Source organism: Bacillus sp. FSL K6-0993, assembly GCF_037977205.1.
GTDB lineage: Bacteria > Bacillota > Bacilli > Bacillales > Bacillaceae > Bacillus > Bacillus subtilis.
The window spans coordinates 1,277,704-1,303,059 of record NZ_CP150275.1; the positions used below are offsets into that span (position 1 = coordinate 1,277,704).

Below are 25,356 nucleotides of genomic sequence, written 5' to 3' on the forward strand. Positions count from 1 at the left end.
AATTTGTAAATAAAATGTGTTTGTAGGGGGTTCGCTAGGAGAGTGCCCAAAAAACTGAAAAGGAAGGAGGCACTTACTTGAAAACGATAACAATTGCAGCTGAAGAAGCAAAGGAACTCGTTCGGCAAAAGCTGGCCGGTGCCGGTTTGAATGAACGAGATGCTGAAAAAGTAGCAGATGTTCTCGTGCACGCTGATTTGCGCAATGTACATTCGCATGGCGTGCTGCGCACAGAACACTATGTGAACAGGATTTTAGCGGGAGGGATCAATCCTGGGGCACAGCCTGTTTTTAAAGAAACGGGGCCTGTGACCGGGGTGCTTGACGGAGACGATGGTTTCGGTCATGTGAATTGCGACATGGCGATGGACCATGCAATTGACATGGCGAAGAAAAAAGGAGTCGGCATGGTCACGGCCGTAAACAGCAGCCATTGCGGAGCGCTAAGCTATTTTGTGCAAAAAGCGGCTGACGAAAAGCTGATCGGAATGGCAATGACGCATACAGACAGTATCGTTGTCCCGTTTGGGGGGAGGACTCCTTTTTTAGGGACAAATCCGATTGCTTACGGTGTTCCGGCTAAGCATAAAAAACCGTTTATCCTAGATATGGCGACATCCAAAGTGGCTTTTGGGAAGATTCTGCAGGCCCGTGAAGAGGGCAAAGAAATTCCTGAAGGATGGGGAGTCGATGAAAACGGAGAAGCAGTAACTGATCCTGACAAGGTCGTCTCACTTTCAACATTCGGCGGCCCGAAAGGCTATGGACTATCGATTATGGTGGATGTGTTTTCCGGATTGCTGGCGGGCGCGGCTTTTGGCCCTCATATTGCCAAAATGTACAGCGGCCTTGATCAAAAAAGAAAGCTGGGGCATTATGTTTGCGCGATCAATCCAGCCTTTTTTACTGACTGGGATACGTTTTTAGAGCAGATGGATGCCATGATTGATGAACTGCAGCAATCACCGCCGGCTGTTGGATTCGAAAGAGTGTATGTGCCCGGCGAGATCGAGCAGCTGCATGAAGAAAGAAATAAGAAAAACGGAATTTCTGTTGCCCGGAGCGTGTATGAATTCTTAAAAAGCAGGTGAGTAAAATGAAAGCGGTTCAAGTGCGAAAAGCGTATGATCTGGTGACAGCGGAGGTGAAGAAGCCAGTTCTTTCAAAGGATGATGAAGTGCTCGTGAAAGTCAAGCGAGTCGGCATTTGCGGTTCAGACATGCACATTTATCATGGAACGAATCCGCTTGCTACCCTCCCGAGAGTTATCGGACACGAGGTAACGGGACAAGTGGAGGTAGTTGGTGCGAATGTACAGAGCCTAAAACCCGGTGATCATGTGGTGATTGAGCCGATTTCTTATTGCGGATCGTGCTATGCCTGCCGCAAAGGGCGGCCGAATGTTTGCGCCAAGCTTTCTGTATTTGGCGTACATGAGGACGGAGGCATGCGGGAATATATTGTGCTTCCGGAAAGGCAGCTTCACGCGGTCTCAAAGGACTTGCCTTGGGAGGAAGCAGTCATGGCCGAGCCTTATACGATAGGCGCCCAGGCAGTGTGGAGAGGACAAGTGGAAAAAGGTGATACCGTCCTGATCCAGGGAGCGGGGCCCATCGGGATCTGTGTGTTGAAAATGGCAAAGCTGGCGGGCGCTGCTGTCATGATGACTGACTTGAACAACGAGCGGCTGTTATTTGCGAAAGAAAACGGCGCCGATGCTGTTGTAAATGTCCAAGCAGAACATGTTGCCGAGCGGGTCCTTGAATGGACTGGGAATGAAGGAGCAAACGTGGTCATTGATGCTGTTTGCCTGCCGGAGACTTTTGCACTTTCAATTGAGGCTGTGTCACCGGCGGGACATGTGGTTGTGCTTGGATTTGATGAAAGAGCGGCTCAGATTTCTCAGCTGCCAATTACAAAAAAAGAAGTCACGATAACCGGATCGCGATTGCAGACCAATCAGTTTCCAAAAGTGGTAGAGCTTTTGAATGGAGGCCGGTTAGTGCATAACGGGCTGGTGACCCATACATTTTCAGTTGATGACGTTCATCATGCATTTCAGTTTATTAAGGAGCATCCAGATCAGGTGCGGAAAGCCGTCATCACGTTTGATTAAATGACTGAATCCGGAGGTGCGAGCATGAATATGACATTCCGATGGTATGGACGAGGCAACGATACAGTCACACTTGAACACGTGAAGCAAATTCCCGGAGTCAAAGGCATCGTTTGGGCTCTCCATCAAAAGCCTGTCGGCGACGTGTGGGAAAAAGAAGAAATCAGAGCCGAGACCGAATATATTCAATCCTATGGTTTTCATGCTGAAGTTGTAGAAAGCGTGAATGTTCACGAAGCAATTAAACTTGGGAACGAAGAACGCGGCCGGTATATTGAAAACTACAAGCAAACGATCCGCAACCTTGCCGAATTTGGCGTGAAAGTGATTTGCTATAATTTTATGCCGGTTTTTGACTGGACACGCACGGACATGTTCCGGCCGCTAGAAGATGGATCGACCGCTCTGTTTTTTGAAAAGGCCAAGGTGGAAAGCCTTGATCCTCAAGAGCTGATTCGGACGGTGGAGGATGCATCTGACATGACACTGCCGGGGTGGGAGCCCGAAAAATTAGCTCGGATCAAAGAGCTTTTTGCTGCCTACAGAACGGTCGATGAAGAAAAGCTATGGGACAATTTATCATTCTTTTTGCAGGAAATTCTTCCTGTTGCTGAGGCCTATGGTGTTCAAATGGCTATTCATCCGGATGACCCGCCGTGGCCGATTTTCGGACTGCCGCGCATTATCACAGGAGAGGCAAGCTATAAGAAACTGCGGGCGATATCAGATTCACCCTCTAATTGTATCACCCTTTGTACAGGTTCAATGGGAGCCAATCCCGCTAACGACATGGTGGAGATCGCTAAAACGTATGCCGGCATCGCTCCATTTTCACATATTCGCAATGTGAAAATTTATGAGAATGGCGATTTTATTGAAACATCTCATTTAACAAAGGATGGTTCGATCAACATTCAAGGCGTGATGGAAGAACTGCATAAGCAGGATTACGAAGGATATGTCAGACCGGATCATGGGCGCCATCTTTGGGGCGAGCAATGCCGCCCGGGATATGGCTTATACGATCGGGCACTTGGCATCATGTATTTGAACGGGCTGTGGGACGCCTATGAAGCAATGGCAAAAAAAGAGGTGGGCGTATGATCCCGCTGCATGAGAACCTGGCTGGTAAAACGGCTGTCATCACTGGCGGCAGCGGCGTGCTTTGCTCTGCGATGGCCCGGGAGCTAGCCCGTCATGGCATGAAGGTGGCGATTTTGAATCGGACGGCTGAAAAAGGCCAAGCGGTCGAGAAGGAGATAACGGCGGCTGGCGGCACAGCGTGCGCTGTTGCTGCGGATGTGCTGGACAGGATGTCACTGGAGCGGGCAAAGGAAGACATCCTTGGCCAATTTGGCGCTGTTGATCTGTTAATTAACGGGGCTGGCGGCAATCATCCTGCCGCGATAACCGATGTGGAGACATATGAAGAAGCGGGAGAAGGCCAATCCTTTTTTGATATGGATGAGAGGGGCTTTCTAACTGTATTCTCCACCAATTTCACCGGTGCGTTTCTGGCCTCGCAAGTGTTTGGAAAAGAGCTGCTGAAGGCACATTCACCCGCGATTATCAATCTTTCTTCGATGAGTGCTTATTCACCTATGACGAAGGTTCCGGCATACAGTGCCGCGAAAGCATCCATTAATAATTTTACGATGTGGATGGCTGTTCATTTTGCCGAAACCGGGCTGCGGGTCAATGCGATTGCCCCAGGCTTCTTTCTGACAAAACAAAATCATGATCTGCTGATCAACCAAGACGGAACGTTCACCAGCCGATCTCACAAAATTATTGCGGGAACACCGATGAAGCGCTTCGGAAAACCGGAGGATTTGCTCGGTACGCTTCTTTGGCTGGCGGATGAATCCTATTCCGGTTTTGTCACTGGGATCACCGTTCCTGTCGATGGAGGATTTATGGCTTATTCAGGTGTGTAACGAAAGCGGTGCAACAGAAACTGAACCAACATAGGGGTGAGGTTGAGATGTTTTCAAAAGATAAGCTTCCCGTTATCCTTTTTTTGTTCCTGGCAGGGGTGATTAATTACCTGGATCGCTCGGCGCTTTCCATTGCAGCTCCTTTTATTCAGGATGATCTCACATTGTCTGCCACGCAAATGGGCTTGATTTTCAGCAGTTTTTCGATTGGTTATGCGATTTTTAACTTTCTTGGGGGCGTGGCATCCGACCGATATGGAGCAAAGCTGACCTTGTTTGTCGCGATGGTCGTTTGGTCGCTGTTTAGCGGAGCAGTCGCCCTCGCTTTTGGCTTTGTCAGCCTGCTGATTATACGCATTCTCTTCGGAATGGGAGAAGGCCCGCTTTCGGCGACCATCAACAAGATGGTGAACAACTGGTTCCCGCCGACCCAGCGGGCGTCTGTTATCGGTGTAACCAATAGCGGCACGCCGCTCGGGGGAGCCATTTCCGGCCCGATAGTCGGCATGATCGCAGTGGCGTTCAGCTGGAAGGTATCCTTCGTTCTCATTATGATTATTGGATTGATATGGGCAGTGCTCTGGTTCAAGTTTGTCAAAGAAAAGCCGCAAGAGACGATGAAGGAAGCATCAGCAATCAAAGCAGAAACGTCTCCTGGAGAAAAAATTCCGCTTACCTTTTACCTGAAGCAAAAAACGGTCCTGTTCACGGCGTTCGCTTTTTTCGCTTACAACTACATCCTCTTCTTCTTTTTGACGTGGTTTCCGAGCTATCTAGTCGACGAGCGGGGATTAAGTGTTGAATCGATGAGTGTCATCACGGTCATACCTTGGATTTTAGGCTTTATCGGGCTGGCTGCGGGGGGATTTGTTTCTGACTATGTGTACAAAAAAACGGCCCGAAAAGGTGTGCTGTTCTCGCGCAAGGTTGTGCTTGTCACGTGTTTGTTTTCATCAGCTGTCCTGATTGGTTTTGCCGGGCTTGTGGCAACGACTGCGGGGGCTGTCACTCTTGTCGCTCTGTCAGTGTTCTTTCTTTATTTGACCGGTGCTATCTATTGGGCTGTCATTCAAGATGTGGTTGATCAAAACAATGTCGGTTCTGTTGGCGGCTTCATGCATTTCCTCGCCAACACGGCAGGAATTATCGGTCCGGCTTTAACCGGATTTATTGTTGACCAAACAGGCACGTTTTCTGGAGCATTTTTGCTTGCCGGAGGGCTGGCTGTCTTCGCTTCACTTGCTGTGATTCGTTTTGTCCGTCCAATCATTGGCAAGCCAGCGGGAACAGGAGCGGAGAATCCTGTGTCTTATTAATCTGGAAATACAGTGGGAGAGGCGGTATGTTTGATGATACAATATACAGTAAATAATCGCAGCCGGTATGATAAGGAAGGGAATTAGATGGTAACCATAAAAGATATCGCAAAACTCGCAAACGTATCCCACACAACCGTTTCCAGAGCACTCAACAACAGCCCTTACATCAAAGAACATACGAAGAAAAAAATATTAGAGCTAGCAGAGCAGCTCAACTATACACCAAATGTAAATGCGAAAAGCCTGGCGATGCAAAAGTCGCATACGATCGGGCTGTTCTTTACAAGCATTACAAACGGAACCTCACACAGCTTCTTTGCAGACACAATCAAAGGCGTCAATCAAGCCATAAGTGAGGATTACAATCTGTATGTGCGGGGCATTGATGATCTGAAACACTATGACTCCGTTACATCGATGAGATATGACGGCATCATTTTAATGAGCCAAAGTGACATTGATAATTCTTTCATTTACCATATTCGCGAAAAAAATATTCCGCTTGTCGTGCTGAATCGTGATATTGATGATCGCACCATCACGAATATTTTGTCTAATGACAAGGAAGGCTCTCAAGAAGCTGTAGAATACTTCATTCAGTCCGGCCATCAAGACATCGCCATCATCGAGGGGATCGAAGGCTTTAAATCCTCCCAGCAGCGAAAGGAAGGCTACTTATCTGCACTGATTCAACACCATATTCCGATCAAGCATGAATACAGTGTCAAAGGACAGTACGATATGGAAAGCGGCTTTCAAGCGATGGAGCGGCTGCTGGCGCTGCCGAATCCTCCAACCGCTGTTTTTTGTTCGAATGATGACATGGCAATCGGAGCGATGAATGCGATATTCGCAAAGGGCCTGCGCGTCCCTGATGATATTTCGGTGATCGGGTTTGATGATATTGGGTTTTCACAGTACATCACGCCAAGGCTTTCAACAGTAAAGCGCCCAGTGGAGAAAATCAGCGTGCTTGGCGCGCAAAAACTCTTGTCTCTGATCAGCAAGCCCGAAACAAAAGCAGAAAAAATCTTGGAAAACACAGAATTCATGGTGCGTGATTCAGTCAGACGATTGACGACGTGATGTCCCGTTTTTCAGCGGGCATTCTTTATATAGAAAAATGTTAACGTGTGCATATAAGGAGAGGGAGGCAATAAGGGTGCAGAAGCTGAATAAAAATGTGTACGATCACTATACTCAGTATCCAGAAAAAATTCTCCAATTCGGAGAAGGAAACTTTCTTCGGGGATTTGTCGATTGGCAGATTGATCAATTGAATCAACACACTGATTTTAATGGGAGTGTGGCGGTTGTTCAGCCAAGAGGTTCAGAAAAAATCAAACGATTAAATCAGCAAGATGGATTATATACGCTTTTTTTACAAGGTATGAAAGACGGAGAAGCGGTAAACGAGCATATGATTATCAACTCAATCAGCCGGGGAATTGACCTGTTTTCTGATTATGAAGCATACAAAGAATTGGCATCAAGCGAAGGGCTTCGGTTTATCATCTCCAACACCACTGAGGCTGGGATCGTATGTGATGAAAAAGATCGTTTAGAGGATAGGCCGCAAAAAACATTCCCTGGGAAATTAACTGCATTTCTCTACTTCCGCTATCAGGCTTTTAAAGGAGATCAGACAAAAGGGTGTGTCCTAATCCCATGTGAACTGATCGAGAACAACGGCGAAAAGCTGAAGGAAACGGTTCTTCATTATGCACATCTGTGGAAGCTGGAGGAAGGATTTATACAGTGGATTCATGAGGCCAATACGTTTTGTAATAGTTTAGTAGACCGGATTGTCCCGGGTTTTCCCGTCGACAGCATTGATGAGATCACGGCAGAGCTTGGCTATCAGGATGATTTGATAGTTGTGGGAGAGCAATATTATTTATGGGTTATCGAGGGGCCTGATTGGATTGGAAAAGAACTTCCCTTTGCGGCTGCAGGGCTGCATACAAAGATCGTCAGCGACCTCACTCCATACCGGACTAAAAAAGTAAGAATTTTAAATGGCGCTCATACAGCAATGACGCCAGTGGCTTTATTATACGGCTTAAAAACTGTTAGGGATGCTGTCGAGCATCCGGTAGTGGGGCAATTTATAAGAGAGCTGATTGACGACGAAATTCTTCCTGTTTTAAAAATGGAAGGTCTTTCTCAGTATGCTGACGATGTGCTGAACCGTTTTAAAAACCCGTATATTAAGCATTACCTGGAAAGCATTGCATTGAACTCCGTTTCCAAATTCAAAACGAGAAACCTGCCGACTCTTAAGGAATATGCTGAACAAAAGGGACAGCTTCCTGAACGCTTGGTGTTTTCTTTCAGCGCTCTTCTGTATTTTTATCATGATAACGAGACATTGCAGGATGATCCGGCAGTTCTTCAATTTTTCAAAGAGGTTTGGTGTCAGGAGGATGGCGACATGCTTCGGATTGCATCAAGAGTGTTAGGCGAACAGCGGCTGTGGGGGGCAGATCTCAATGAGATATCGAAGCTAACTGATAGAGTCGCTGTTTACTTGAATCATATTCATGAGCTGGGCATGCAGCGGGCTCTTGAACAATACTGCATACAAGGGGGAGAGGTACGTTGAAGTCGTTTATAAAGATTCATAAGCAAGATAATGTCCTTCTTGCTCTGCGGGATATCCAAAAGGGAGAGAGGCTGCATGCGGACGGCGTGTCGATTGAAGTAAAGGATGATATAAAAAGAGGCCATAAGATTGCATTGCAGTCTATCAAAGAAAACGACAGCATCATTAAATACGGGTTTCCAATCGGTCATGCATCACAAGATATCTCGATCGGAGAGCATATTCATGTCCATAATACGAAAACAAACCTGTCTGATATCCAATCATACAGCTATACACCGAGATTTGATGAAAATCCGTATTCTAATGAGAACCGGACGTTTAAAGGTTTTAGAAGAGAAAACGGAGATGCGGGTGTACGGAATGAATTGTGGATTGTCCCAACTGTCGGCTGTGTCAATGGAATAGCAGAAAAAATGCTGCAGCGTTTTGTCAGAGAAACAGGGGATATTGCTCCATTTGATAACGTACTGGTGTTAAAGCATCAATACGGATGCTCGCAGCTTGGCGACGATCATGAAAATACGAAGCAAATCCTGCTGAATGCCATTCGCCATCCAAATGCCGGCGGCGTCTTGGTGTTAGGGCTTGGCTGTGAAAACAATGAGCTGGCAAGAATGAAGGAGGCACTGCAAGATGTGAACTTGAAGCGGGTGAAGTTTCTGGAATCCCAGTCGGTGACCGACGAAATGGAGGCAGGCGTTGCTTTGCTGAAGGAAATTCATGAAGCGGCCAAAGGAGATAAGAGAGAAGACATTCCGCTGTCTGAACTGAAGATCGGGCTGAAATGCGGAGGTTCGGACGGTTTTTCCGGCATAACCGCAAACCCGCTGCTTGGACGTTTTTCAGATTATCTCATTGCACAGGGAGGGAGTACTGTGCTGACGGAAGTACCGGAAATGTTCGGCGCAGAAACCATCCTGATGCAGCGGGCTGCCAATGAAGAAGTGTTTCATAAGATAGTCCAATTAATCAATGATTTTAAACAATATTTTATCAAACATGATCAGCCGGTGTACGAAAATCCTTCACCGGGCAACAAAGCGGGCGGCATTTCTACACTTGAGGATAAATCGCTGGGCTGTACACAAAAAGCGGGGATTTCTCCTGTCACGGATGTCTTGAAATACGGGGAAGTGCTCAAGACAAGAGGGCTGACGCTTTTGAGCGCGCCAGGCAATGATTTGATCGCCTCCTCCGCATTGGCGGCTGCCGGCTGCCAAATTGTCCTCTTTACAACGGGAAGAGGCACGCCGTTTGGCACCTTTGTCCCGACGGTGAAAGTAGCGACAAACACCGAGCTGTATGAGGCGAAGCCGCATTGGATTGATTTTAACGCAGGCCTTTTAGCAGAGGATGATGTTCATGAGGAATATGTGCTGCGTGAGTTTATCCACTATATGATTGAGGTGGCAAGCGGCCAGCATGTGAACCATGAAAAAAATGATTTCAGAGAACTCGCCATTTTTAAATCGGGTGTGACGCTATAATAAGAAAAGGCTATCCTTCAAGCGGATAGCCTTCTTCATTAAATCAATTTTAAACCGCTGACTAAAATAATGGACGCCATAATAAATTGCAGTGGACGCGGGGAGAATCGAGGCGAAAGATGGCTTCCGATCAGCACGCCGGGAATTGAACCAATGAGCAGATTAGCTGCCAGCATGTAATCCACGCTTCCGAAGCTTGCGTTCAAAATGCCTGCTGCCGTAACAAGAAGAAATGCATGCGCGATATCGGTTCCGACAATCTGTGACGCTTTCATGTTAAATAAGTAAATCATGGCAATTGCAAATAATGAGCCGGAACCGATTGATGTTAATCCGACGATAAACCCAAACACAACACCAATAAGAATTGTCAGCGCCCTCTTATTTTCAAGCGGCATCAGCTGCCAGCGGTTGGGACGAAGTTTTCTATCCAAAAACAAACGAACGATGATTGAAATGGCAACCAGCGTTAACACATATCCTAGAGCGTGCTTAATAATTTCTTCCTGATGCTGGTGAAAGGCGGGGAACAAATGCAATATGCCAATGGCTAGCGAAGCACTCGGAATACTGCCGATGGCTAAGTATTTTACCAATTTAAAGTTAATCGTTTTCTGCCGCCAATGGGAGGCAACGCCAAACAGCTTTGTGATCGAGTTATATACAAGATCTGTACCGACCGCGATGGAAGGATTAATTCCAAGCACAATTAAAAGGGGAGTTAATAAGGCCGCTCCACCCACTCCCGTCAATCCGACTAAGGCTCCGACAAACAAACCCATCAATATGATGCTTACACTCATGATAAAGGCCTCCTGAAAACCCGACTATTTTTATCAGATTATATATGATTAGGACGCGTTAATCAATTAAATTTTTTGAATTTTTGCACGTTAGCTGCTTGAAATTTTGGTATGCTCAATATCTCTATTCATTTGCCCTATAATGAGTGTCTGGACGAAATCGAGAAGTACTAAAGGCGCAAAAAAAAGATACCTCTTAACAGGTATCTTTTTTCTTGTTTACACTACATGCGCTGCTGATAGAAAGGAAGCTCAGTGTGGCCCATTTCCCGCACATACACGAACAGGTTGCCTTTATGGTGAATTTCATGCTCCATTGCAAGCTGAAGCAGCGCGCGGCCTGTGACTTTTCTGCCGAAAGCGGATGTCAGATCAATTTCTCTGTCCAGCTGCTCTTCAGTCAGCTGTTCAAGGATAGCGACCGTTTTTTCTGTATATGTTTTTGCCAGAACATTGAGATCTGTTTCTGTTTCTTCCTGCTTGTTTTGAAATGGTGAGGCATTGCCTTCCTTAATGACATTTGCGAACAATTGAAAAGACGTAAGAATGTGTTTGACCAGCTCTTCTGCTGACATTGATGTTTCTGCCGGTTTGTAGCTGTAATGGTCTTTGCTGATTTTTTCGGCAAGCTCATTGGTCACGTTTCGATGGGATAAAAAATGGCTGACAATTTGATTGGATTGGCTCATTATGATCTCCTCCATATGTAAAAATAAATGGTGCAATGAAATCCTATATCAACGGTTATGAATTCACAAGTAATATGCTGTGGGATGAAACAAAATGCTATGTCAATCGTATATATAACGTTTACAAAACATGAAATGGAGTATAAACATGACTAACATACCTTTCATTTATCAGTACGAAGAAAAAGAGAATGAAAGAGCTGCGGCGGGCTACGGCACTTTCGGTTACCTTATCACACGGATTGAAGAAACGCTTTATGATCAATACGGTGTATTCTATGAGCTCTATGCCAGTGATGATCCAAATACGGAATACTGGGAGCTTCTTGTAGAAGATGTCCGCAGCGGTTCATTGGAGCCTGAGCATGTGGCATATATATTTGAAAAGCTTGAAAAGAAAACCTTTGCTTACGATGAAGATGAGAAAGAACCGGATTATACCGTCCATAAGTCTATAAGAAACAGTGTATACGCGTATCCTGAAAAGGGAGTTGCTTTTGCCAGAATTCCATATTTTCAAGATGGGAGCATTATGAGTTTTGATTGTCTGTTTGCGGTTAACGATGAAAAGATGCGTGCATTTCTGGAGGGAGTCAGACCGCGTCTTTGGGAAAAAAGCAAGCGGAAAGTGACCGTGTTTACGGATGGAGATGGAGGGATTTCAAGAGAGCAGGAAGCCATTGTCAGAGAGGTTCAGCGGAGTCAAGTCATCATGAATCCGCTATTGAAAAAAGAGATATACAGATCAATTGATCAGTTTTTTCATAGTGATAAATCGTTTTATCAAACATATGACATCCCTTACAAGCGCGGCATTCTGTTATATGGACCTCCTGGAAACGGAAAGACGACGTTAGTGAAGTCGATCGCAGGCAGTATCGATGCACCTGTTGCTTATTGGCAAATTACTGAATTTACGTCGAGCGAGACAATAGAAGAAGTCTTTCAGGCAGCGAGACGCCTCGCTCCTGCAGTTCTGGTCATCGAGGATATAGATTCGATGCCGGAAGATGTGCGGTCCTTTTTTCTCAATACGCTGGATGGCGCGACATCAAAAGAGGGGCTATTTCTCATCGGTACGACAAACTATCCCGAAGAGATCGATCCAGGTTTGATGAATCGTGCAGGGCGATTTGACCGTGCCTATGAAATCGGGCTTCCGGATGAAGAGCTGCGGCTGGAATATATGAAAATGAGAGGCTTTGGCATCTTTTTGAGTGAAGGAGAAATAAAAAACGCCGCAAAACTTACAGAAGGCTTTTCCTTTGCACAGCTGGGAGAATTATATGTATCTTCAGCCCTTCAATGGCACCAAGAAGGGAATCACCATATTGAAACCATGGTGAAAGACATGACAGGAGAGCAAAGAAAAAGCCAGCGGGGAAGCTGGATGGAAAGAAACAAAGTCGGTTTTCACTAAAAGAAAGCACGGGTGTTTGAAAAACCCGTGCTTTTTTGTTGCGGTTAGCCGAAATTCGACAATTGCGGTTATTTTGCGTTCTTCTTTTTCTTGTAAATATGATAAAATATGACATATCTCGGGTAATTCAAAAGGGGGGATTAATTGAGGATGAAGCAGACGATTCCGTCCTCTTATGTCGGGCTTAAAATTAATGAATGGTATACTCATATCCGGCAGTTCCACGTCGCTGAAGCCGAACGGGTCAAGCTCGAAGTAGAAAGAGAAATTGAGGATATGGAAGAAGACCAAGATTTGCTGCTGTATTATTCTTTAATGGAGTTCAGGCATCGTGTCATGCTGGATTACATTAAGCCTTTTGGAGAGGACACGTCGCAGCTAGAGTTTTCAGAATTATTAGAAGACATCGAAGGGAATCAGTACAAGCTGACAGGGCTTCTCGATTATTACTTTAACTTTTTTCGAGGAATGTATGAATTTAAGCAGAAGATGTTTGTCAGTGCCATGATGTATTATAAACGGGCAGAAAAGAATCTTGCTCTCGTCTCGGATGATATTGAGAAAGCCGAGTTTGCCTTTAAAATGGCCGAGATTTTTTACAATTTAAAACAAACCTATGTTTCGATGAGCTACGCCGTTCAGGCATTAGAAACATACCAAATGTATGAAACGTACACCGTCCGCAGAATCCAATGTGAATTCGTTATTGCAGGTAATTATGATGATATGCAGTATCCAGAAAGAGCATTGCCCCACTTAGAACTGGCTTTAGATCTTGCAAAGAAAGAAGGCAATCCCCGCCTGATCAGTTCCGCCCTATATAATCTCGGAAACTGCTATGAGAAAATGGGTGAACTGCAAAAGGCAGCCGAATACTTTGAGAAATCTGTTTCTATTTGCAAGTCGGAAAAGTTCGATAATCTTCCGCATTCTATCTACTCTTTAACACAAGTTCTGTATAAACAAAAAAATGACGCCGAAGCGCAAAAAAAGTATCGTGAAGGATTGGAAATCGCCCGTCAATACAGTGATGAATTATTTGTGGAGCTTTTTCAATTTTTACATGCGTTATACGGAAAAAACATAGACACAGAATCAGTCTCACACACCTTTCAATTTCTTGAAGAACATATGCTGTATCCTTATATTGAAGAGCTGGCGCATGATGCTGCCCAATTCTATATAGAAAACGGACAGCCCGAAAAAGCACTTTCATTTTTTGAGAAAATGGTGCACGCACAAAAACAAATCCAGAGAGGAGATTGTTTATATGAAATCTAAATGGATGTCAGGTTTGTTGCTCGTTGCGGTCGGGTTCAGCTTTACTCAGGTGATGGTTCATGCAGGTGAAACAGCAAACACAGAAGGGAAAACATTTCATATTGCGGCACGCAATCAAACATGATGCATAAAAAAGACCCTTAGGGGTCTTTTTTATTTCTTCAGCTTCCATTCTTTTATCGTCAGCTCAGAAGATCCACTTGCCACCAGCGGATCCGCATGCCCGATTTCCGCTGCCTCTTCCAGTGAATCTGCTTCGATGACATACGCTCCGCCTGTGGCGTCGCTGAATGCCCAAACATTTTTAAACGTTTTTCTGCCTGTAAACGATCCAGAAATTCATAGTGCCCAGCCACATGCTCCTGATTAAATTTCTCCGTTCTCATTGTCAGCATTAAATATGTATACATATTCAGACCCTCCGTGAACTTCGATTTAACACATTTATCCATATTACGGTGATAGATATATGAGCTTTTCGTCCTACGAATGCCACCTATTTATGAAAAAAGAAAAGGAGAGATGATAGGTGAGCATTCCAGTAAAGAAAAATTTGGTTTCTGAGGCGAAATACGCGTTGAAGTGTCCTAATGCGATGTCCGCTGAATACATTACCATTCACAACACGGCAAACGATGCGTCAGCGGCCAATGAAATCAGCTATATGATCGGGAACACAAGCTCGACAAGCTTTCATTTTGCAGTCGATGATAAAGAGGTGATTCAAGGTCTGCCGCTTAACCGAAACGCCTGGCACACAGGTGACGGCACAAACGGTCCGGGAAACCGCAAATCAATCGGCGTTGAGATTTGCTACAGCAAATCGGGAGGCCCGAAGTATGAGGCAGCTGAAGCCTTGGCGATTTCATTTGTTGCACAGCTGTTGAAGGAGCGCGGCTGGGGCATCGATCGGGTGAGAAAACATCAGGACTGGAGCGGAAAGTATTGCCCGCACCGCATTTTATCAGAGGGGCGCTGGGATCAAGTGAAGGCGGCGATTGAAAAGGAATTAAACGGTGGCGTATCAGCGAAAAAAGCTGCAGTCTCTTCTTCGGCGTCTGAATATCATGTAAAAAAAGGCGACACACTGTCAGGGATTGCCGCATCACACGGGGTCAGTGTGAAAACGCTGCAAAGCATAAATCATATCTTTGACCCGAACCACATCAAAATCGGACAGGTGATCAAACTGCCTCAGACGGCATCTGCTTCTAAAAGCCATGCCGCATCCTCATATCCGCTCCCATCCGGCGTGATCAAAGTGACAAGCCCGCTGACGAAAGGGACAAAAGTAAAGCAGGTGCAGACCGCTTTAGCCGCTCTTTATTTTTATCCTGATAAAGGAGCGAAAAATCACGGCGTTGACGGCGTTTATGGCCCGAAAACAGCAAATGCAGTGAAACGTTTTCAGTCTGTCAGCGGTTTAACGGCTGATGGGATTTACGGTCCGAAAACGAAAGCGAAGCTGGAGGAAAAGCTGTAATAAAAAGACGGAAGCTGTAAAGCTTCCGTCTTTTCACCTTACATACAAACTGCGGCAAGCACCTTTTGAATATCATAAATGCTTTCATCTTTTTTAAACTGCTTTGAGACGGCGGGAAGTTCCGCGCCGGAGATCCAAATTTTCAGCTCTGAATCAAGATCAAAGCGGCCGGCGGTTTCCACGCTGAATCTGGAAATGCTTTTGTACGGAATCGAGTGAAATTCCGTTTTCTTGCCTGTGATTCCCTGCTTATCTACAAGGATAAGCCGCTTGTCAGTAAAGACAATCAAATCGCGAACCAGCTTAAACGCGGCTTCAACATTCTCACTCTCCAGCAAAATGTGGGCAAGCTCTTCTTTCACAGCTGCCGTTGACAGTGTTGACGCATTGCCGAGTAATCCATCAATAAACCCCATCATATACCTCCTCTGCGTATTCTATCAAATCATACTATAAAAAAGGTTTTCATTCATAGATGAGTAGAGTAAACTGGTGCTGACTGGTAAAGGGGGCGTTCAAAATGGAAGATATGTATGACAGCTTTGCGGCCCTTTCTGCTTCTGAGTCGGAGTACCGGATTATTTATGAGGAGAAAAACGGAAGTGAGCTTATCGTCCTCGGTCCTCACGGCGGCAGAATTGAGCCTGGCGTCAGTGAACTGGTGCGGGCATTTTCTGATCGATGTTCCATCTATTTGTTTGAGGGTCTAAAGCAGCGAAACAACCGTTCCTTGCATCTCACTAGCATTCGTTTTGATGAGCCGCTGGCTTTAGAAAAAGTGAATGATCACCATTACGCATTAGCGTTTCACGGGTATTATGATCCGAAAATCCCGCATACATTGGTCGGCGGGGCGGATCGTAAAAAAGCCAAGCTCATTTGTGAGCGTCTGAATGAAGCGGGTTTTAGCGCCGAGCTCACTAATGAGAAAGACCGCCTGGCAGGTGTACACCCAAACAATATTGTCAATCGGACGAAAAGAGAAATGGGACTGCAATTGGAGGTAAGCACGGCGCAGCGAAACGCGCTATTCCGCAATTTTGGGTGCCGTGATAAAAGCTACATACAAAACGATTTGTTTGATCGATATGTGGAAGCCGTCAAGCTTGGCTTTTATAAATAAAACTAGACGGGACCTGCACGGTGGGCCTATTCCTTCATACGCTGGGGTTGTGCGAAAGTGTGGGGAGGAATGATTCATGTTTTATCATATAAAAGAGCTTCAATATCAAGCAAAGCCAGCTCATCCCGATCCGGTTTATGCGAAAAAACTTCAAGAGGTGCTCGGCGGCCAATTCGGTGAAATTAGCGTCATGATGCAGTATTTGTTTCAAGGGTTTAACTGCAGGGCGGATGCTAAGTATAAAGATTTGTTATATGATGTGGGGACCGAAGAGATTGGGCACGTAGAAATGCTGGCAACGATGATTTCCAGGCTTCTGGACAATGCACCCGCGGATGTACAGGAGGATGCTTATAAAAGCAATCCCGCTATCGCAGCAGTCATGTCAGGGATGAATCCTCAGCACGCGATTGTGTCCGGATTGGGGGCGATGGCATCAGATAGTGAGGGCTATCCGTGGAATGCAAAATACATTATCTCGAGCGGAAACCTGCTGGCCGATTTTCGCGCTAACTTAAATGCGGAGGCCCAAGGACGCCTTCAGGTGACACGGCTATATGCCATGACCGATGATCCAGGGGTAAGAGATATGCTGTCATTTTTGATTGCAAGGGATACCTATCATCAAAATATGTGGTACGCGGCCATTAAAGAGCTGGAGGAAAGAGAACGGGATATTGTCGTCCCGACGACGTTTCCGCGTGAGCTCGAAAAGCAGGAAGTCTCCTATGACCTGTTTAACTTTTCCAGGGGGGATGAAAGCTCACAAGGAAGATGGGCACATGGGGAAGCCTTTGACGGCCGGGGTGAATTCAGGTATATCCCGGCTCCGATTGCGTTCGCATCTGCGCCTCATCTTAAACCGGCGCCCATGTGGCTGCATAATACAGTTCCCCCAATGTCGAAATGTTAGGTTCTCTTCTGGGCTGAGGAATATATCCTTAGCCCGTATTTGATCAGATGTTTTTGCCAATATGATATAACGCTTTTTCCTCAGCAACATGCAAGTGCTGCTGATCGCCTTCCTCGTACGCATGTGGCCGCTTGTGGGATAATAAATAAGCGAGCCGCTTCTGAAATTGAATACCTGCTTTACGCCGTTCAAACATGTCAAGCCTTTTATCAGCAAATTCCTTTGTTACCCGGAATACCGCCGAAATTGTGGCGAGTGCCTGGCTTCTCCATTGCGGCAGTTCCATCTGCAACAGCATAAAGGTTGGCACACAGAAGTGGTACATAAATTGATTTGCCTGAAATTCCTGAAGCTCTCTGAAGAGCTTGTTCATCTGAAAATGATTGCCTGCATGCTTTAACACGTGGCACAGTTCATGGCCAAAATCCTCCCATTGCTCTTCCCGTGACTTTTTTTGGTTCAATACGATACTGTACATGCCGTCGTATTTCACCATCATGCTCCCCATATCCTCAAAATGCACCCAAATATCCAGATCCTTTGCGATTTTCAGCATGTCAATGTGATGAGGGGATGTGATGCCCAGCCGGCCGTATAAATTTTTAACGTATTCCTCCAGATGTGATAAGTAATCGCCCAATTGAATACTCCCTTTCGAACATTTGTTCTGTTTTTAGCGAGAAAGAAAAGCCCGTATAGGACTGGAAAGTAGTGTAGAAATCTTTCCCTTTTCTTTAAAAAATAAACACTTTTTTCTTTATATCGGTCTACTTTTTATATGTTTTAGAGAACAGAGAACGATTTATTTATTTTTCGGTTTGCGGTTTTTCTCTTTTTCTTTTAAATAGTTGATAAATTCGATGGCCTGCTGTTTGCTTTCTGGGGAAAAATCCTGCATATCGCGGTATGCAAGCTGCAGGTCCGGATCTGAGAACATATCGTCATCGGATTTTTTGTCTTTTCCCGTTAATAAGTAATCAGTCGTTACTTGAAAGTAATCAGCCAGCTTTTGGAGTGTGTCGTAATCAGGTTCGCTTCGCCCGTTTTCATAGTGGGAATATCGTGCCCGTGACACACCGATGTGTGATGCGATTTCTTCCTGTGTCCTTTTCCCTCTGAGACTCTTCAATCTGCCGCCTATCATACTATGACCTCTCTTTTTTAAACTCCCTAAGTTACTTATGATTATAGATACAATATGTATCAAAATAAAGTTATGATAAAAAAAGTATCAAAAATAACTTGATGATACAGTTTGTATCGTTTATACTTGGTAACATCCGATACAAAATGTATCAAAAAAAGGTCAGGAGAGTGATCACATGTATCCGATCCAAATCGTTTTTAGTGAAAATCCCATAGATCAGCGCCATCTCGTACAATCCGGCGGCACCATTTCGTTCACCGCTTGCGGACTTCCGGTGTTTCACTTTGAAACGCAGGAACAGTTTCAAGCATACATGATGTTAAAAGGAGAAGCGGCGTACAATGAAAAACGATAAAAGCTATCCTTTTCCGACGTATTCAGGGTTACTGAATTCAGAACATTATGACAAAATCGGCCCGGCGCTATGGCTGTTTCTCTGGTTTATCAGCTCAACAACAAAAGAAATCGAAAAAGACGGCGTAAGCTGGGGCATCGTCCTTGGCCATAAGCCGTTAAAAGCGAGAGAAATGGCGGCAGTCTTCGGCGTAAGTGAAAAAACCGTCAGAAGATGGCTGGAGCTTCTCGAAAACCATGAATACATAAAGGCCGTCCGTGCGCCATACGGACTGATGATTTCGGTAAAGCATTCCAAAAAATTCAGCTTCAGATCGGACAATACTGTACACGGGAGTCTAAAAGAACGGCCATTTTCGCCGCAGACACCGGACACAAACGACCGTACAGATATAGATAAAACAAACAAATATACTGCTGCTGATGATGCAGTGGATCACATTGCGAAGCGGTTTACACAATTACGGTCGGCTCAAGAAGGACGCACCGTGTATCCTTCCTCAAGAGATTATCAAGCCATCGCCCGCATTGTTGCCATCGGCGTTCCTGTCACGCAAACAATCAAATGGCTTGAAGAATGCTTTCAGGCTTTTGAAAACCGGCGGACCGCCGCTTCTGAAACAATCAAGGCTTTTCGCTACTGCTCGAAATTCATTGAAGATCGATTTTTCGCGCAGCAAGCCAAAAAGAATGTCGCAATTCAGAATGAGAGGATGAAAAAACATGACAAAACGAACAATCGAACAGATTTTGGACGAGCTGAGAAGAGGGAGACGTCCATTACTGGTGGACAAACCGGCCGAATCAGACGTAAGCAGGTATGATTGCCTACGCTGCAAGGATCAGGGAGGTTATCTCGTCAGGCAGAATGGCCTGGAAGTTTGGACGATGTGCAGCTGCATGGCAGAACGGAAAGTGAAGCGGCTGCTGGGTGCAAGTGAGATTACCCACGCTTTCAGACAGCTGGGCTTCAAGGAATTCCGCACGGAGGGAAAGCCGCAGGCCATAAAAGACGCATTTGAGTGTACAAAAGAGTATGTTGCCGATTATGAACAAATCAAGGATTGCCGAAAAAACAGCATTGCTCTTTTAGGACAGCCTGGATCAGGGAAAACACACCTTTTGACTGCCGCTGCCAACGAATTAATGAGAACATGCTATGTGCCTGTCATTTATTTTCCGTTCGTGGAAGGCTTTACTGATCTGAAAAATGATTTTGCCCTATTAGAAGCGAAGCTGAACCGGATGAAGCAGGCGGATGTGCTGTTCATTGATGATCTGTTTAAACCGGTTAACGGCAAACCCCGCGCTACAGATTGGCAATTAGAGCAAATGTATTCGGTACTCAATTATCGCTACTTAAATCATAAACCGATTTTGCTTTCGAGCGAGCTGACAATTGAAGCACTTGTACGGGTCGATGAAGCGCTCGGCACGAGAATCTATGAGATGTGCAGTGACTATTTAGTGATTATCAAAGGAGCAGCCTACGAGCTTAACCATAGATTGGAGGGCATCAGATAATGTGCAAGCTTTGTCAAACAAAGAAAGTCATTGTGGAACATACCGGTATTGGAGTCGTTTTTCATCCATGTCCGAACTGCCGGTCCGGCACTGATTTAACGCCTGTCATTCAAAAGCTGGAGCAAATGCTGACAGCGGGAAAAGCGAGGCTGAATGTCTATGATTAAACAGCTGACTGCACTAATCGCTTTGCTGTTTCGGGCAAAGCGAACAGAAAAAAACATTGAACAATGGTATAAGGACGACGGGAAGTGAAAGTGTTGGCAAAGACAAAACAGGCAGAGAAAAGCCCTGCGCCGTGGCGTGCTGTCCCGTGCGGGGATACGAAACCGATCTATATTTATTCAGCTTACAGTGAAGAAGAAAAAGAAAGATTCCCATATTCAAACGGACGGCTGATTGCCGCTGTATTTGACCTCAGCTCTTATTCGCAAAAAAGCAATGCCGCTTTGATGGCCGCTGCGCCTGAATTGCTGGAAGCGTCTAAAGCAGCACTTGATTTTCTGAAGGGAAATTCTGTTCATTCAAAGGAGCGCATCATTCAGCTATTAGAAAAAGCCGAAGCAAGCGCTGTACCGAAAAAGGGAGGAAAAGAAACATGATTCATCCTAAAAAACTGCTGCATATCGATTCCATCACGCTTAAGAGCCAGCTGGAGGAAGGGAAAATCCGTGTCATTATTGTGGATGGCATCAAGCAAGAAGCATGGATCACAGAAGCGCCCGAGCATGGAAAAACGCTCGTCGAAACAAGAAAGGGCGATCTTGCCCGTGTGGAATTTGAAATCGGCTACAAATTAAATTAAAGCGAAAACAGAATACGTCCAAGACGGAAAGCCTGCGGACACTGATCAACTGCACAGCATTTGTGCGTTGATTGGTGTCCGTTTTTTATTTGCCAAAAATAAGGAGGATCATAGAATGCAAGACTTACTATTTGAATATAAACGAACGCTCAAACAAACAAGAATGCAATATAAACCGCTCGCTGAGGCAGATGAATCCGCACTCTCAGCTGAAGAGCTGAAGGATAAAAAAATCATCAGAAATATGATTACTGATCTTGAATATGTAACAGAATGGCTTGAAAAAGGAAGGCAGCCCGGCATCAGACGGGCGATTGACCGGCGTGATGCCTACCAGCGGCTGATGATCAAGGACCCGAGAATTATCGAATCATTTTCCAGCGCTATGATGTTTGAGCCGGACGGACAGGTATCAGAAGAAGACAGAGAGAGAATTCGAGAAGCATTAGCCCTGTTAACGGACAGAGAAAAGGAAATGTTTTTGCTGCATAAGGTAGAATGTTTTTCTTATGAACGGATCGCCGATCTTCTCGGTGTGAAAAAATCGACAGTGCAAACGACGATTAAACGGGCGAGTTTAAAGATGCAAAGACAGCAGGAAGAAATGAATCGATCACTTGCCTGAAAGCTTGTCATACGTTTGCCACCTATAAGTGAATAGAGCATGACACATAAGCGGCTGGCATGATCAGCCGCTTTTATGAATAAACAACCATGCTGGAGGTGGCGGTGATGCCGTAGCATGAAAACACAACAGCGCGAACAAGCATTAGCAATCTATCAACAACATCAAGGAAAGATCACAAATCGGGCGATTGCGGACACAATCGGTGTTTCCGCGAAAACAATCGGCATCTGGAAAAAACAAGACAAATGGAAAGAGGCCGTGTTTTCTGCGTCCAAAAACGAACAAAAACAGCGACCTATAGACAACGACGAATTAAATGAACGCCAGCGGCTGTTTTGCCTGTATTACGTCAAAAGCTTCAATGCCACACAGTCAGCAATCAAAGCGGGCTATTCTCCGGACAGCGCTCATGTGACGGGCAGCCGGCTCTTAAAAAACGAAAAGGTCGCTGCTGAAATCAGGCGCATAAAAAAAGAAATGGTCAATGAGATGTTTATTGAAGCGATGGATGTGCTGCAGGTTTATATCAAGATCGCGTTTGCGGATATTACGGACTATGTGACCTTTGGAAAAAAAGAGGTCCAGGCTGTCGGGAAATCGGGTCCGCTGTTTGATGAAGATGATAACCCCATTATGAAGGAAATCAGCTTTGTCGATGTCAAAGACTCCGGGCTCGTTGATGGCACCATTGTAACGGAAGCAAAGCTTGGCAAAGAAGGCATTGCCATCAAGCTTGCAGATAAAATGAAGGCGCTTGAGAAGCTATCCTTATATTTTGATTTGTTTCCAGATCAATTTAAACAAAAAATTGAAAATGAGAAATTGAAGCTTGCCAAACAAAAAGCGGAGAAAACAGATGACAGCCAAGAGCCGATTGAAATTATGATCAAACGAAAAGAGGGCAAGTCATGATTGTAAAAGAAATCAACCCTCATTTCGAAGATTACGTGTTCAATTGGGAGCAGACGTACCAATTTCTTGTCGGCGGCTACGGCTCATCCAAAAGCTATCATACCGCATTGAAAATCGTGCTAAAGCTGCTGAAGGAAAAACGGACGGCCCTTGTGATCCGGGAGGTGTTCGATACCCATCGGGATTCGACCTTCGCCTTGTTTCAAGAGGTGATCGAAGAGCTCGGTCTCACAAAGGCTGTGGTATCTCTTTCTTCCCCGCTGCAGCTGCGATTTTACAATGGCAGCCGGATCATGTTCAAAGGAATGGACAATCCGGCAAAATTAAAATCGGTTCATAACATTTCATTAATATGGATTGAAGAGTGCTCAGAGGTGAAGTATGAGGGGTTCAAGGAGTTAATCGGACGTCTTCGCCATCCTGAGCTAAAGCTTCATATGATCTGTACCACCAATCCCGTCGGCACCTCCAATTGGACGTATAGGCACTTTTTTCGGGATGAACGCAAGAAACGGTTTGTGCTGGATGACAGCGAACTTTACGAAAAGCGGACGATTGTGAAGGGAGATACGTATTACCATCATTCCACCGCTAACGACAATCTTTTTCTCCCGGAAAGCTATCTGAAACAGCTTGACGGACTCAAAGAGTATGATCCCGACCTGTACCGGATTGCCAGCAAAGGACGATTCGGCGTCAACGGGATCAGGGTGCTGCCGCAGTTCGAGGTACTCCCGCATAATCAAGTGAAAAAATGTATCGCAGCCATCAGCAAGCCGATCTTTCGTACAGGCATGGATTTTGGATTTGAGGAATCCTACAATGCCGTCGTCCGGCTTGCTGTAGATCCTGAAAAAAAATACCTCTACATTTATTGGGAGTATTATCAAAACAAAATGACAGATGACAGGACGGCTGAGGAGCTGCGTGAGTTTATTGAGACACAGGAATTGATCAAAGCCGACTCGGCTGAGCCGAAAAGCATTCAATATTTCCGCCAGCAGGGCTTTCGGATGATTGGAGCCAGAAAGTTTCCCGGCTCCAGGCTTCAATATACCAAAAAGGTAAAACGGTTCAAAAAAATCTTCTGTTCGGACCGCTGTGAAAATGTCATCTATGAGCTCAAGACACTTACGTATGCCAAAGATAAAAACGGAGCTCTGATTGAGGATGAATTCACGATTGACCCGCATACGCTTTCTGCCATTTGGTATGCGCTTGATGATTATGAGGTTGCTGATATGAAAGAGACAGCACACAAACGAATCCGGCCGAACCGAGAAAGGAGGAGGTCATAAATCATGCACAATCAAACAGTCAGAGCAACTGTATTTAAAGCCAATGCCGCGGCTCCTCAGACAAAGCAAATCTATGAAGATGACTTTTCTGAGCTGTACGGAGAGGACATTATCGCTCCGCCCTACAATATCATCGAGCTCAAAACCATTGCCGAATACTCGACCATTCTTCAGCAATGCATTGATGCGTATAGAGTGAATATTACAGGATTTGGATTCGATGTTGAGTACACATTTGATGTCAACGCAAGTGATGTCGATCAGGCAAAAAAGAAAAGAGCGGAAAAAGACTGGGCCAGACTCGAAGCCTTTTATAAATGTCTTCACTTTGATGAATCAGCTGAAATGATTTTAGGCTATGCCATCGAAGACAGAGAAAAAACAGGCAACGGATTTATGGAAGTGCTTCGTGACGGGGCGGGAAAACCTGCAGGCATCGAATATTTAGATGTGAAATATATGCGCGTATGCGGAGCAGGCGAGCCTGTAGAGGTCTCATTTGTATATGAAGAAAACGGGAAAATGAAAAGGATCAAAAGGCAAAGACGCTTCCGAAAATATGTGCAGATGATCAATGGAAAGAAAGTATTTTTTAAAGAATACGGCGATCCGCGAAAAATGGATATGCGTACAGGTGAATATGTAAACACATTGGCAGAGAAGTATCAAGCAAATGAAGCCATTCACCTCAAAATTGGAAGCGGCGTATACGGTGTACCCCGCTGGATCGGCAATATTGTCAATTTATACGGAGCCCGAAAAGCAGAAGAGCTCAATTTTATGTATTTTAAGCAGGGGCGTCACGTCCCCGCTGCGATTACAGTGGAAAACGGGATGCTGTCTGAAGCTTCTTACCGGGAGCTGCAGGAATACATGAATGATCTTGAAGGCGTGGAAAACGCCCATAAATTTCTCCTGATCGAAGCGGAAGGAATCGCAAAAGAAAAGGATCTCCATGGAGGCGAGGATATTACGCCGGTTTCCGTGGAAATCAAATCCTTGGCGGAAATTCTCCAAAACGACGCCCTGTTTCTTGAATACGATGAAAAAAGCAGAAATAAGCTGCGTTCAGCGTTCCGTCTCCCGCCGCTGTATACAGGCGAGGCCCAGGAATACAACCGGGCGACAGCTGATACTGCTAGAAAAATTACGGAGGAGCAGGTCTTTCAGCCGGAGCGAAAAACGCTCGTGAATAAACTGAACACACTGCTTTTGCCGGAGCTGAATATCCATGACGTCAGGCTGACATTAAAAGGACCGGACTTTCGTGATCCGCTTGAGATTGCGAAGGTGCTCGGTCCTTTTATTACAGCAGGAGCGGTCTCGCCGAATGATTTACGCGACCTTGCCGGACGGGTGCTTGGCAAAACACTGGAGGAGTGGCCGGAGGACATTTATAAACGGCCTGCAGGACAGGATGCGGAAAAGACAAACCTGACTGCGCTCATGCAGGAGTTGAAAGAAAGCATCGAAGACATCAAAACGTCCTGAAGGGAGGTGAATCAAGCA

The 25,356-nt window shown here is 45.4% G+C and carries 29 protein-coding genes and 1 pseudogene; 24 read left to right on the plus strand and 6 right to left on the minus strand.

Translation table 11 applies throughout. The features are described from left to right. The first annotated feature begins 77 nt into the window (after positions 1-77). From allD to MHH79_RS06715, 8 genes are all read left to right on the plus strand, one after another. Positions 78-1,091, plus strand: a complete 1,014-nt coding sequence (allD, locus tag MHH79_RS06680) for an ureidoglycolate dehydrogenase (protein WP_340035059.1) — start codon at positions 78-80, stop codon at positions 1,089-1,091. A 5-nt stretch (positions 1,092-1,096) separates the two neighbouring features. After that, entirely contained in the window at positions 1,097-2,116 is a 1,020-nt protein-coding gene (locus MHH79_RS06685; RefSeq protein ID WP_047182472.1) for a zinc-binding alcohol dehydrogenase family protein, read from the plus strand. Between the two features lie 24 nt (positions 2,117-2,140). After that, positions 2,141-3,220, plus strand: coding sequence for a mannonate dehydratase (gene uxuA / locus MHH79_RS06690; RefSeq protein ID WP_063335076.1), 1,080 nt, complete (start codon positions 2,141-2,143; stop codon positions 3,218-3,220). Next, complete coding sequence (locus tag MHH79_RS06695; protein WP_063335077.1) at positions 3,217-4,053, plus strand: SDR family oxidoreductase; 837 nt, start codon at positions 3,217-3,219, stop codon at positions 4,051-4,053. Before uxuA ends, MHH79_RS06695 begins: the two co-directional genes overlap by 4 nt. 47 nt (positions 4,054-4,100) lie before the next feature. Beyond that, the gene (locus MHH79_RS06700; RefSeq protein WP_063335078.1) at positions 4,101-5,369 is read left to right on the plus strand and encodes an MFS transporter; all 1,269 of its coding nucleotides are present in this window, start codon (positions 4,101-4,103) and stop codon (positions 5,367-5,369) included. 87 nt (positions 5,370-5,456) lie between these two features. After that, complete coding sequence (locus MHH79_RS06705; RefSeq protein ID WP_340035060.1) at positions 5,457-6,458, plus strand: LacI family DNA-binding transcriptional regulator; 1,002 nt, start codon at positions 5,457-5,459, stop codon at positions 6,456-6,458. Between the two features lie 76 nt (positions 6,459-6,534). Further along, positions 6,535-7,977: a tagaturonate reductase gene (locus tag MHH79_RS06710; RefSeq protein ID WP_340035061.1), complete on the plus strand. Its 1,443-nt coding sequence runs from the start codon at positions 6,535-6,537 to the stop codon at positions 7,975-7,977. Continuing rightward, complete coding sequence (locus tag MHH79_RS06715) at positions 7,974-9,467, plus strand: altronate dehydratase family protein (RefSeq protein WP_340035062.1); 1,494 nt, start codon at positions 7,974-7,976, stop codon at positions 9,465-9,467. Before MHH79_RS06710 ends, MHH79_RS06715 begins: the two co-directional genes overlap by 4 nt. Positions 9,468-9,505: 38 nt before the next feature. On the opposite strand, the gene MHH79_RS06720 is transcribed toward MHH79_RS06715, so the two are convergent. Both MHH79_RS06720 and MHH79_RS06725 read right to left on the minus strand, forming a co-directional pair. Continuing rightward, on the minus strand, positions 9,506-10,270 hold the full coding sequence (locus tag MHH79_RS06720; RefSeq protein WP_014476525.1) for a sulfite exporter TauE/SafE family protein: 765 nt from the start codon (positions 10,268-10,270) through the stop codon (positions 9,506-9,508). Positions 10,271-10,494: 224 nt separating this feature from the next. Next, positions 10,495-10,959 carry a DinB family protein gene (locus MHH79_RS06725; RefSeq protein ID WP_327844302.1) on the minus strand — a complete coding sequence of 155 codons (465 nt, stop codon included), beginning with the start codon at positions 10,957-10,959 and terminating at the stop codon, positions 10,495-10,497. A 148-nt stretch (positions 10,960-11,107) separates the two neighbouring features. Here MHH79_RS06725 and yjoB point away from each other — a divergent pair, with 148 nt between their 5' ends. The 3 genes from yjoB to phrA all read left to right on the plus strand — a co-directional run bounded on the left by yjoB (position 11,108) and on the right by phrA (position 13,784). Beyond that, positions 11,108-12,379, plus strand: a complete 1,272-nt coding sequence (yjoB, locus tag MHH79_RS06730; protein ID WP_015383418.1) for an ATPase YjoB — start codon at positions 11,108-11,110, stop codon at positions 12,377-12,379. 144 nt (positions 12,380-12,523) lie between these two features. Beyond that, positions 12,524-13,660, plus strand: coding sequence for a response regulator aspartate phosphatase RapA (gene rapA, locus MHH79_RS06735; protein WP_340035063.1), 1,137 nt, complete (start codon positions 12,524-12,526; stop codon positions 13,658-13,660). Further along, the gene (gene phrA / locus MHH79_RS06740; RefSeq protein ID WP_003245487.1) at positions 13,650-13,784 is read left to right on the plus strand and encodes a phosphatase RapA inhibitor PhrA; all 135 of its coding nucleotides are present in this window, start codon (positions 13,650-13,652) and stop codon (positions 13,782-13,784) included. The genes rapA and phrA overlap by 11 nt, the downstream gene beginning before the upstream one ends. A gap of 29 nt (positions 13,785-13,813) precedes the next feature. On the opposite strand, the pseudogene MHH79_RS06745 reads toward phrA, so the two are convergent. After that, positions 13,814-14,070, minus strand: a pseudogene (locus tag MHH79_RS06745) (YciI family protein). Between the two features lie 119 nt (positions 14,071-14,189). Here MHH79_RS06745 and MHH79_RS06750 point away from each other — a divergent pair. Continuing rightward, positions 14,190-15,143 carry an N-acetylmuramoyl-L-alanine amidase gene (locus MHH79_RS06750; protein WP_015483118.1) on the plus strand — a complete coding sequence of 318 codons (954 nt, stop codon included), beginning with the start codon at positions 14,190-14,192 and terminating at the stop codon, positions 15,141-15,143. Between the two features lie 38 nt (positions 15,144-15,181). Here MHH79_RS06750 and MHH79_RS06755 read toward each other — a convergent pair whose 3' ends face one another. Next, positions 15,182-15,559, minus strand: a complete 378-nt coding sequence (locus tag MHH79_RS06755) for a PH domain-containing protein (RefSeq protein WP_015483119.1) — start codon at positions 15,557-15,559, stop codon at positions 15,182-15,184. 104 nt (positions 15,560-15,663) lie between these two features. Between MHH79_RS06755 and MHH79_RS06760 the strand changes: the two genes are divergently transcribed. Continuing rightward, the gene (locus MHH79_RS06760) at positions 15,664-16,266 is read left to right on the plus strand and encodes a poly-gamma-glutamate hydrolase family protein (RefSeq protein WP_015252289.1); all 603 of its coding nucleotides are present in this window, start codon (positions 15,664-15,666) and stop codon (positions 16,264-16,266) included. A 76-nt stretch (positions 16,267-16,342) separates the two neighbouring features. Beyond that, entirely contained in the window at positions 16,343-17,179 is an 837-nt protein-coding gene (locus tag MHH79_RS06765) for a manganese catalase family protein (protein ID WP_003245071.1), read from the plus strand. 43 nt (positions 17,180-17,222) lie between these two features. Here MHH79_RS06765 and MHH79_RS06770 read toward each other — a convergent pair whose 3' ends face one another. Both MHH79_RS06770 and xre read right to left on the minus strand, forming a co-directional pair. Continuing rightward, the gene (locus MHH79_RS06770; protein ID WP_015483120.1) at positions 17,223-17,819 is read right to left on the minus strand and encodes an ImmA/IrrE family metallo-endopeptidase; all 597 of its coding nucleotides are present in this window, start codon (positions 17,817-17,819) and stop codon (positions 17,223-17,225) included. A 162-nt stretch (positions 17,820-17,981) separates the two neighbouring features. Next, positions 17,982-18,323, minus strand: coding sequence for an HTH-type transcriptional regulator Xre (xre, locus tag MHH79_RS06775; RefSeq protein ID WP_003232719.1), 342 nt, complete (start codon positions 18,321-18,323; stop codon positions 17,982-17,984). A 178-nt stretch (positions 18,324-18,501) separates the two neighbouring features. Here xre and MHH79_RS06780 point away from each other — a divergent pair, with 178 nt between their 5' ends. The 10 genes from MHH79_RS06780 (at position 18,502) to MHH79_RS06825 (ending at position 25,338) form a co-directional block, all read left to right on the plus strand. After that, positions 18,502-18,681, plus strand: coding sequence for a hypothetical protein (locus MHH79_RS06780; RefSeq protein WP_015383422.1), 180 nt, complete (start codon positions 18,502-18,504; stop codon positions 18,679-18,681). After that, positions 18,668-19,504, plus strand: coding sequence for a phage portal protein (locus MHH79_RS06785; protein WP_251218343.1), 837 nt, complete (start codon positions 18,668-18,670; stop codon positions 19,502-19,504). Before MHH79_RS06780 ends, MHH79_RS06785 begins: the two co-directional genes overlap by 14 nt. Beyond that, entirely contained in the window at positions 19,404-20,204 is an 801-nt protein-coding gene (locus MHH79_RS06790) for an ATP-binding protein (protein WP_080030662.1), read from the plus strand. The genes MHH79_RS06785 and MHH79_RS06790 overlap by 101 nt, the downstream gene beginning before the upstream one ends. After that, the gene (locus MHH79_RS06795; RefSeq protein WP_015383425.1) at positions 20,204-20,371 is read left to right on the plus strand and encodes a hypothetical protein; all 168 of its coding nucleotides are present in this window, start codon (positions 20,204-20,206) and stop codon (positions 20,369-20,371) included. The genes MHH79_RS06790 and MHH79_RS06795 overlap by 1 nt, the downstream gene beginning before the upstream one ends. An 84-nt stretch (positions 20,372-20,455) precedes the next feature. After that, complete coding sequence (xkdD, locus tag MHH79_RS06800) at positions 20,456-20,806, plus strand: phage-like element PBSX protein XkdD (protein WP_251218344.1); 351 nt, start codon at positions 20,456-20,458, stop codon at positions 20,804-20,806. Further along, positions 20,803-21,009 (plus strand): phage-like element PBSX protein XtrA, encoded by a 207-nt coding sequence (xtrA, locus tag MHH79_RS06805; protein ID WP_014476537.1) that lies wholly within the window; start codon positions 20,803-20,805, stop codon positions 21,007-21,009. Before xkdD ends, xtrA begins: the two co-directional genes overlap by 4 nt. A gap of 115 nt (positions 21,010-21,124) precedes the next feature. Beyond that, positions 21,125-21,634, plus strand: a complete 510-nt coding sequence (locus MHH79_RS06810; protein WP_015483123.1) for a sigma-70 family RNA polymerase sigma factor — start codon at positions 21,125-21,127, stop codon at positions 21,632-21,634. A gap of 117 nt (positions 21,635-21,751) precedes the next feature. Then, a complete protein-coding gene (xtmA, locus tag MHH79_RS06815; protein WP_251218345.1) occupies positions 21,752-22,549 on the plus strand; it encodes a phage terminase small subunit in 798 nt (265 codons plus the stop codon). Continuing rightward, positions 22,546-23,847, plus strand: coding sequence for a PBSX family phage terminase large subunit (locus tag MHH79_RS06820; RefSeq protein WP_251218346.1), 1,302 nt, complete (start codon positions 22,546-22,548; stop codon positions 23,845-23,847). Before xtmA ends, MHH79_RS06820 begins: the two co-directional genes overlap by 4 nt. Before the next feature lie 3 nt (positions 23,848-23,850). Beyond that, positions 23,851-25,338 (plus strand): phage portal protein, encoded by a 1,488-nt coding sequence (locus MHH79_RS06825; protein WP_047182485.1) that lies wholly within the window; start codon positions 23,851-23,853, stop codon positions 25,336-25,338. The last annotated feature ends 18 nt before the right edge of the window (positions 25,339-25,356 follow it).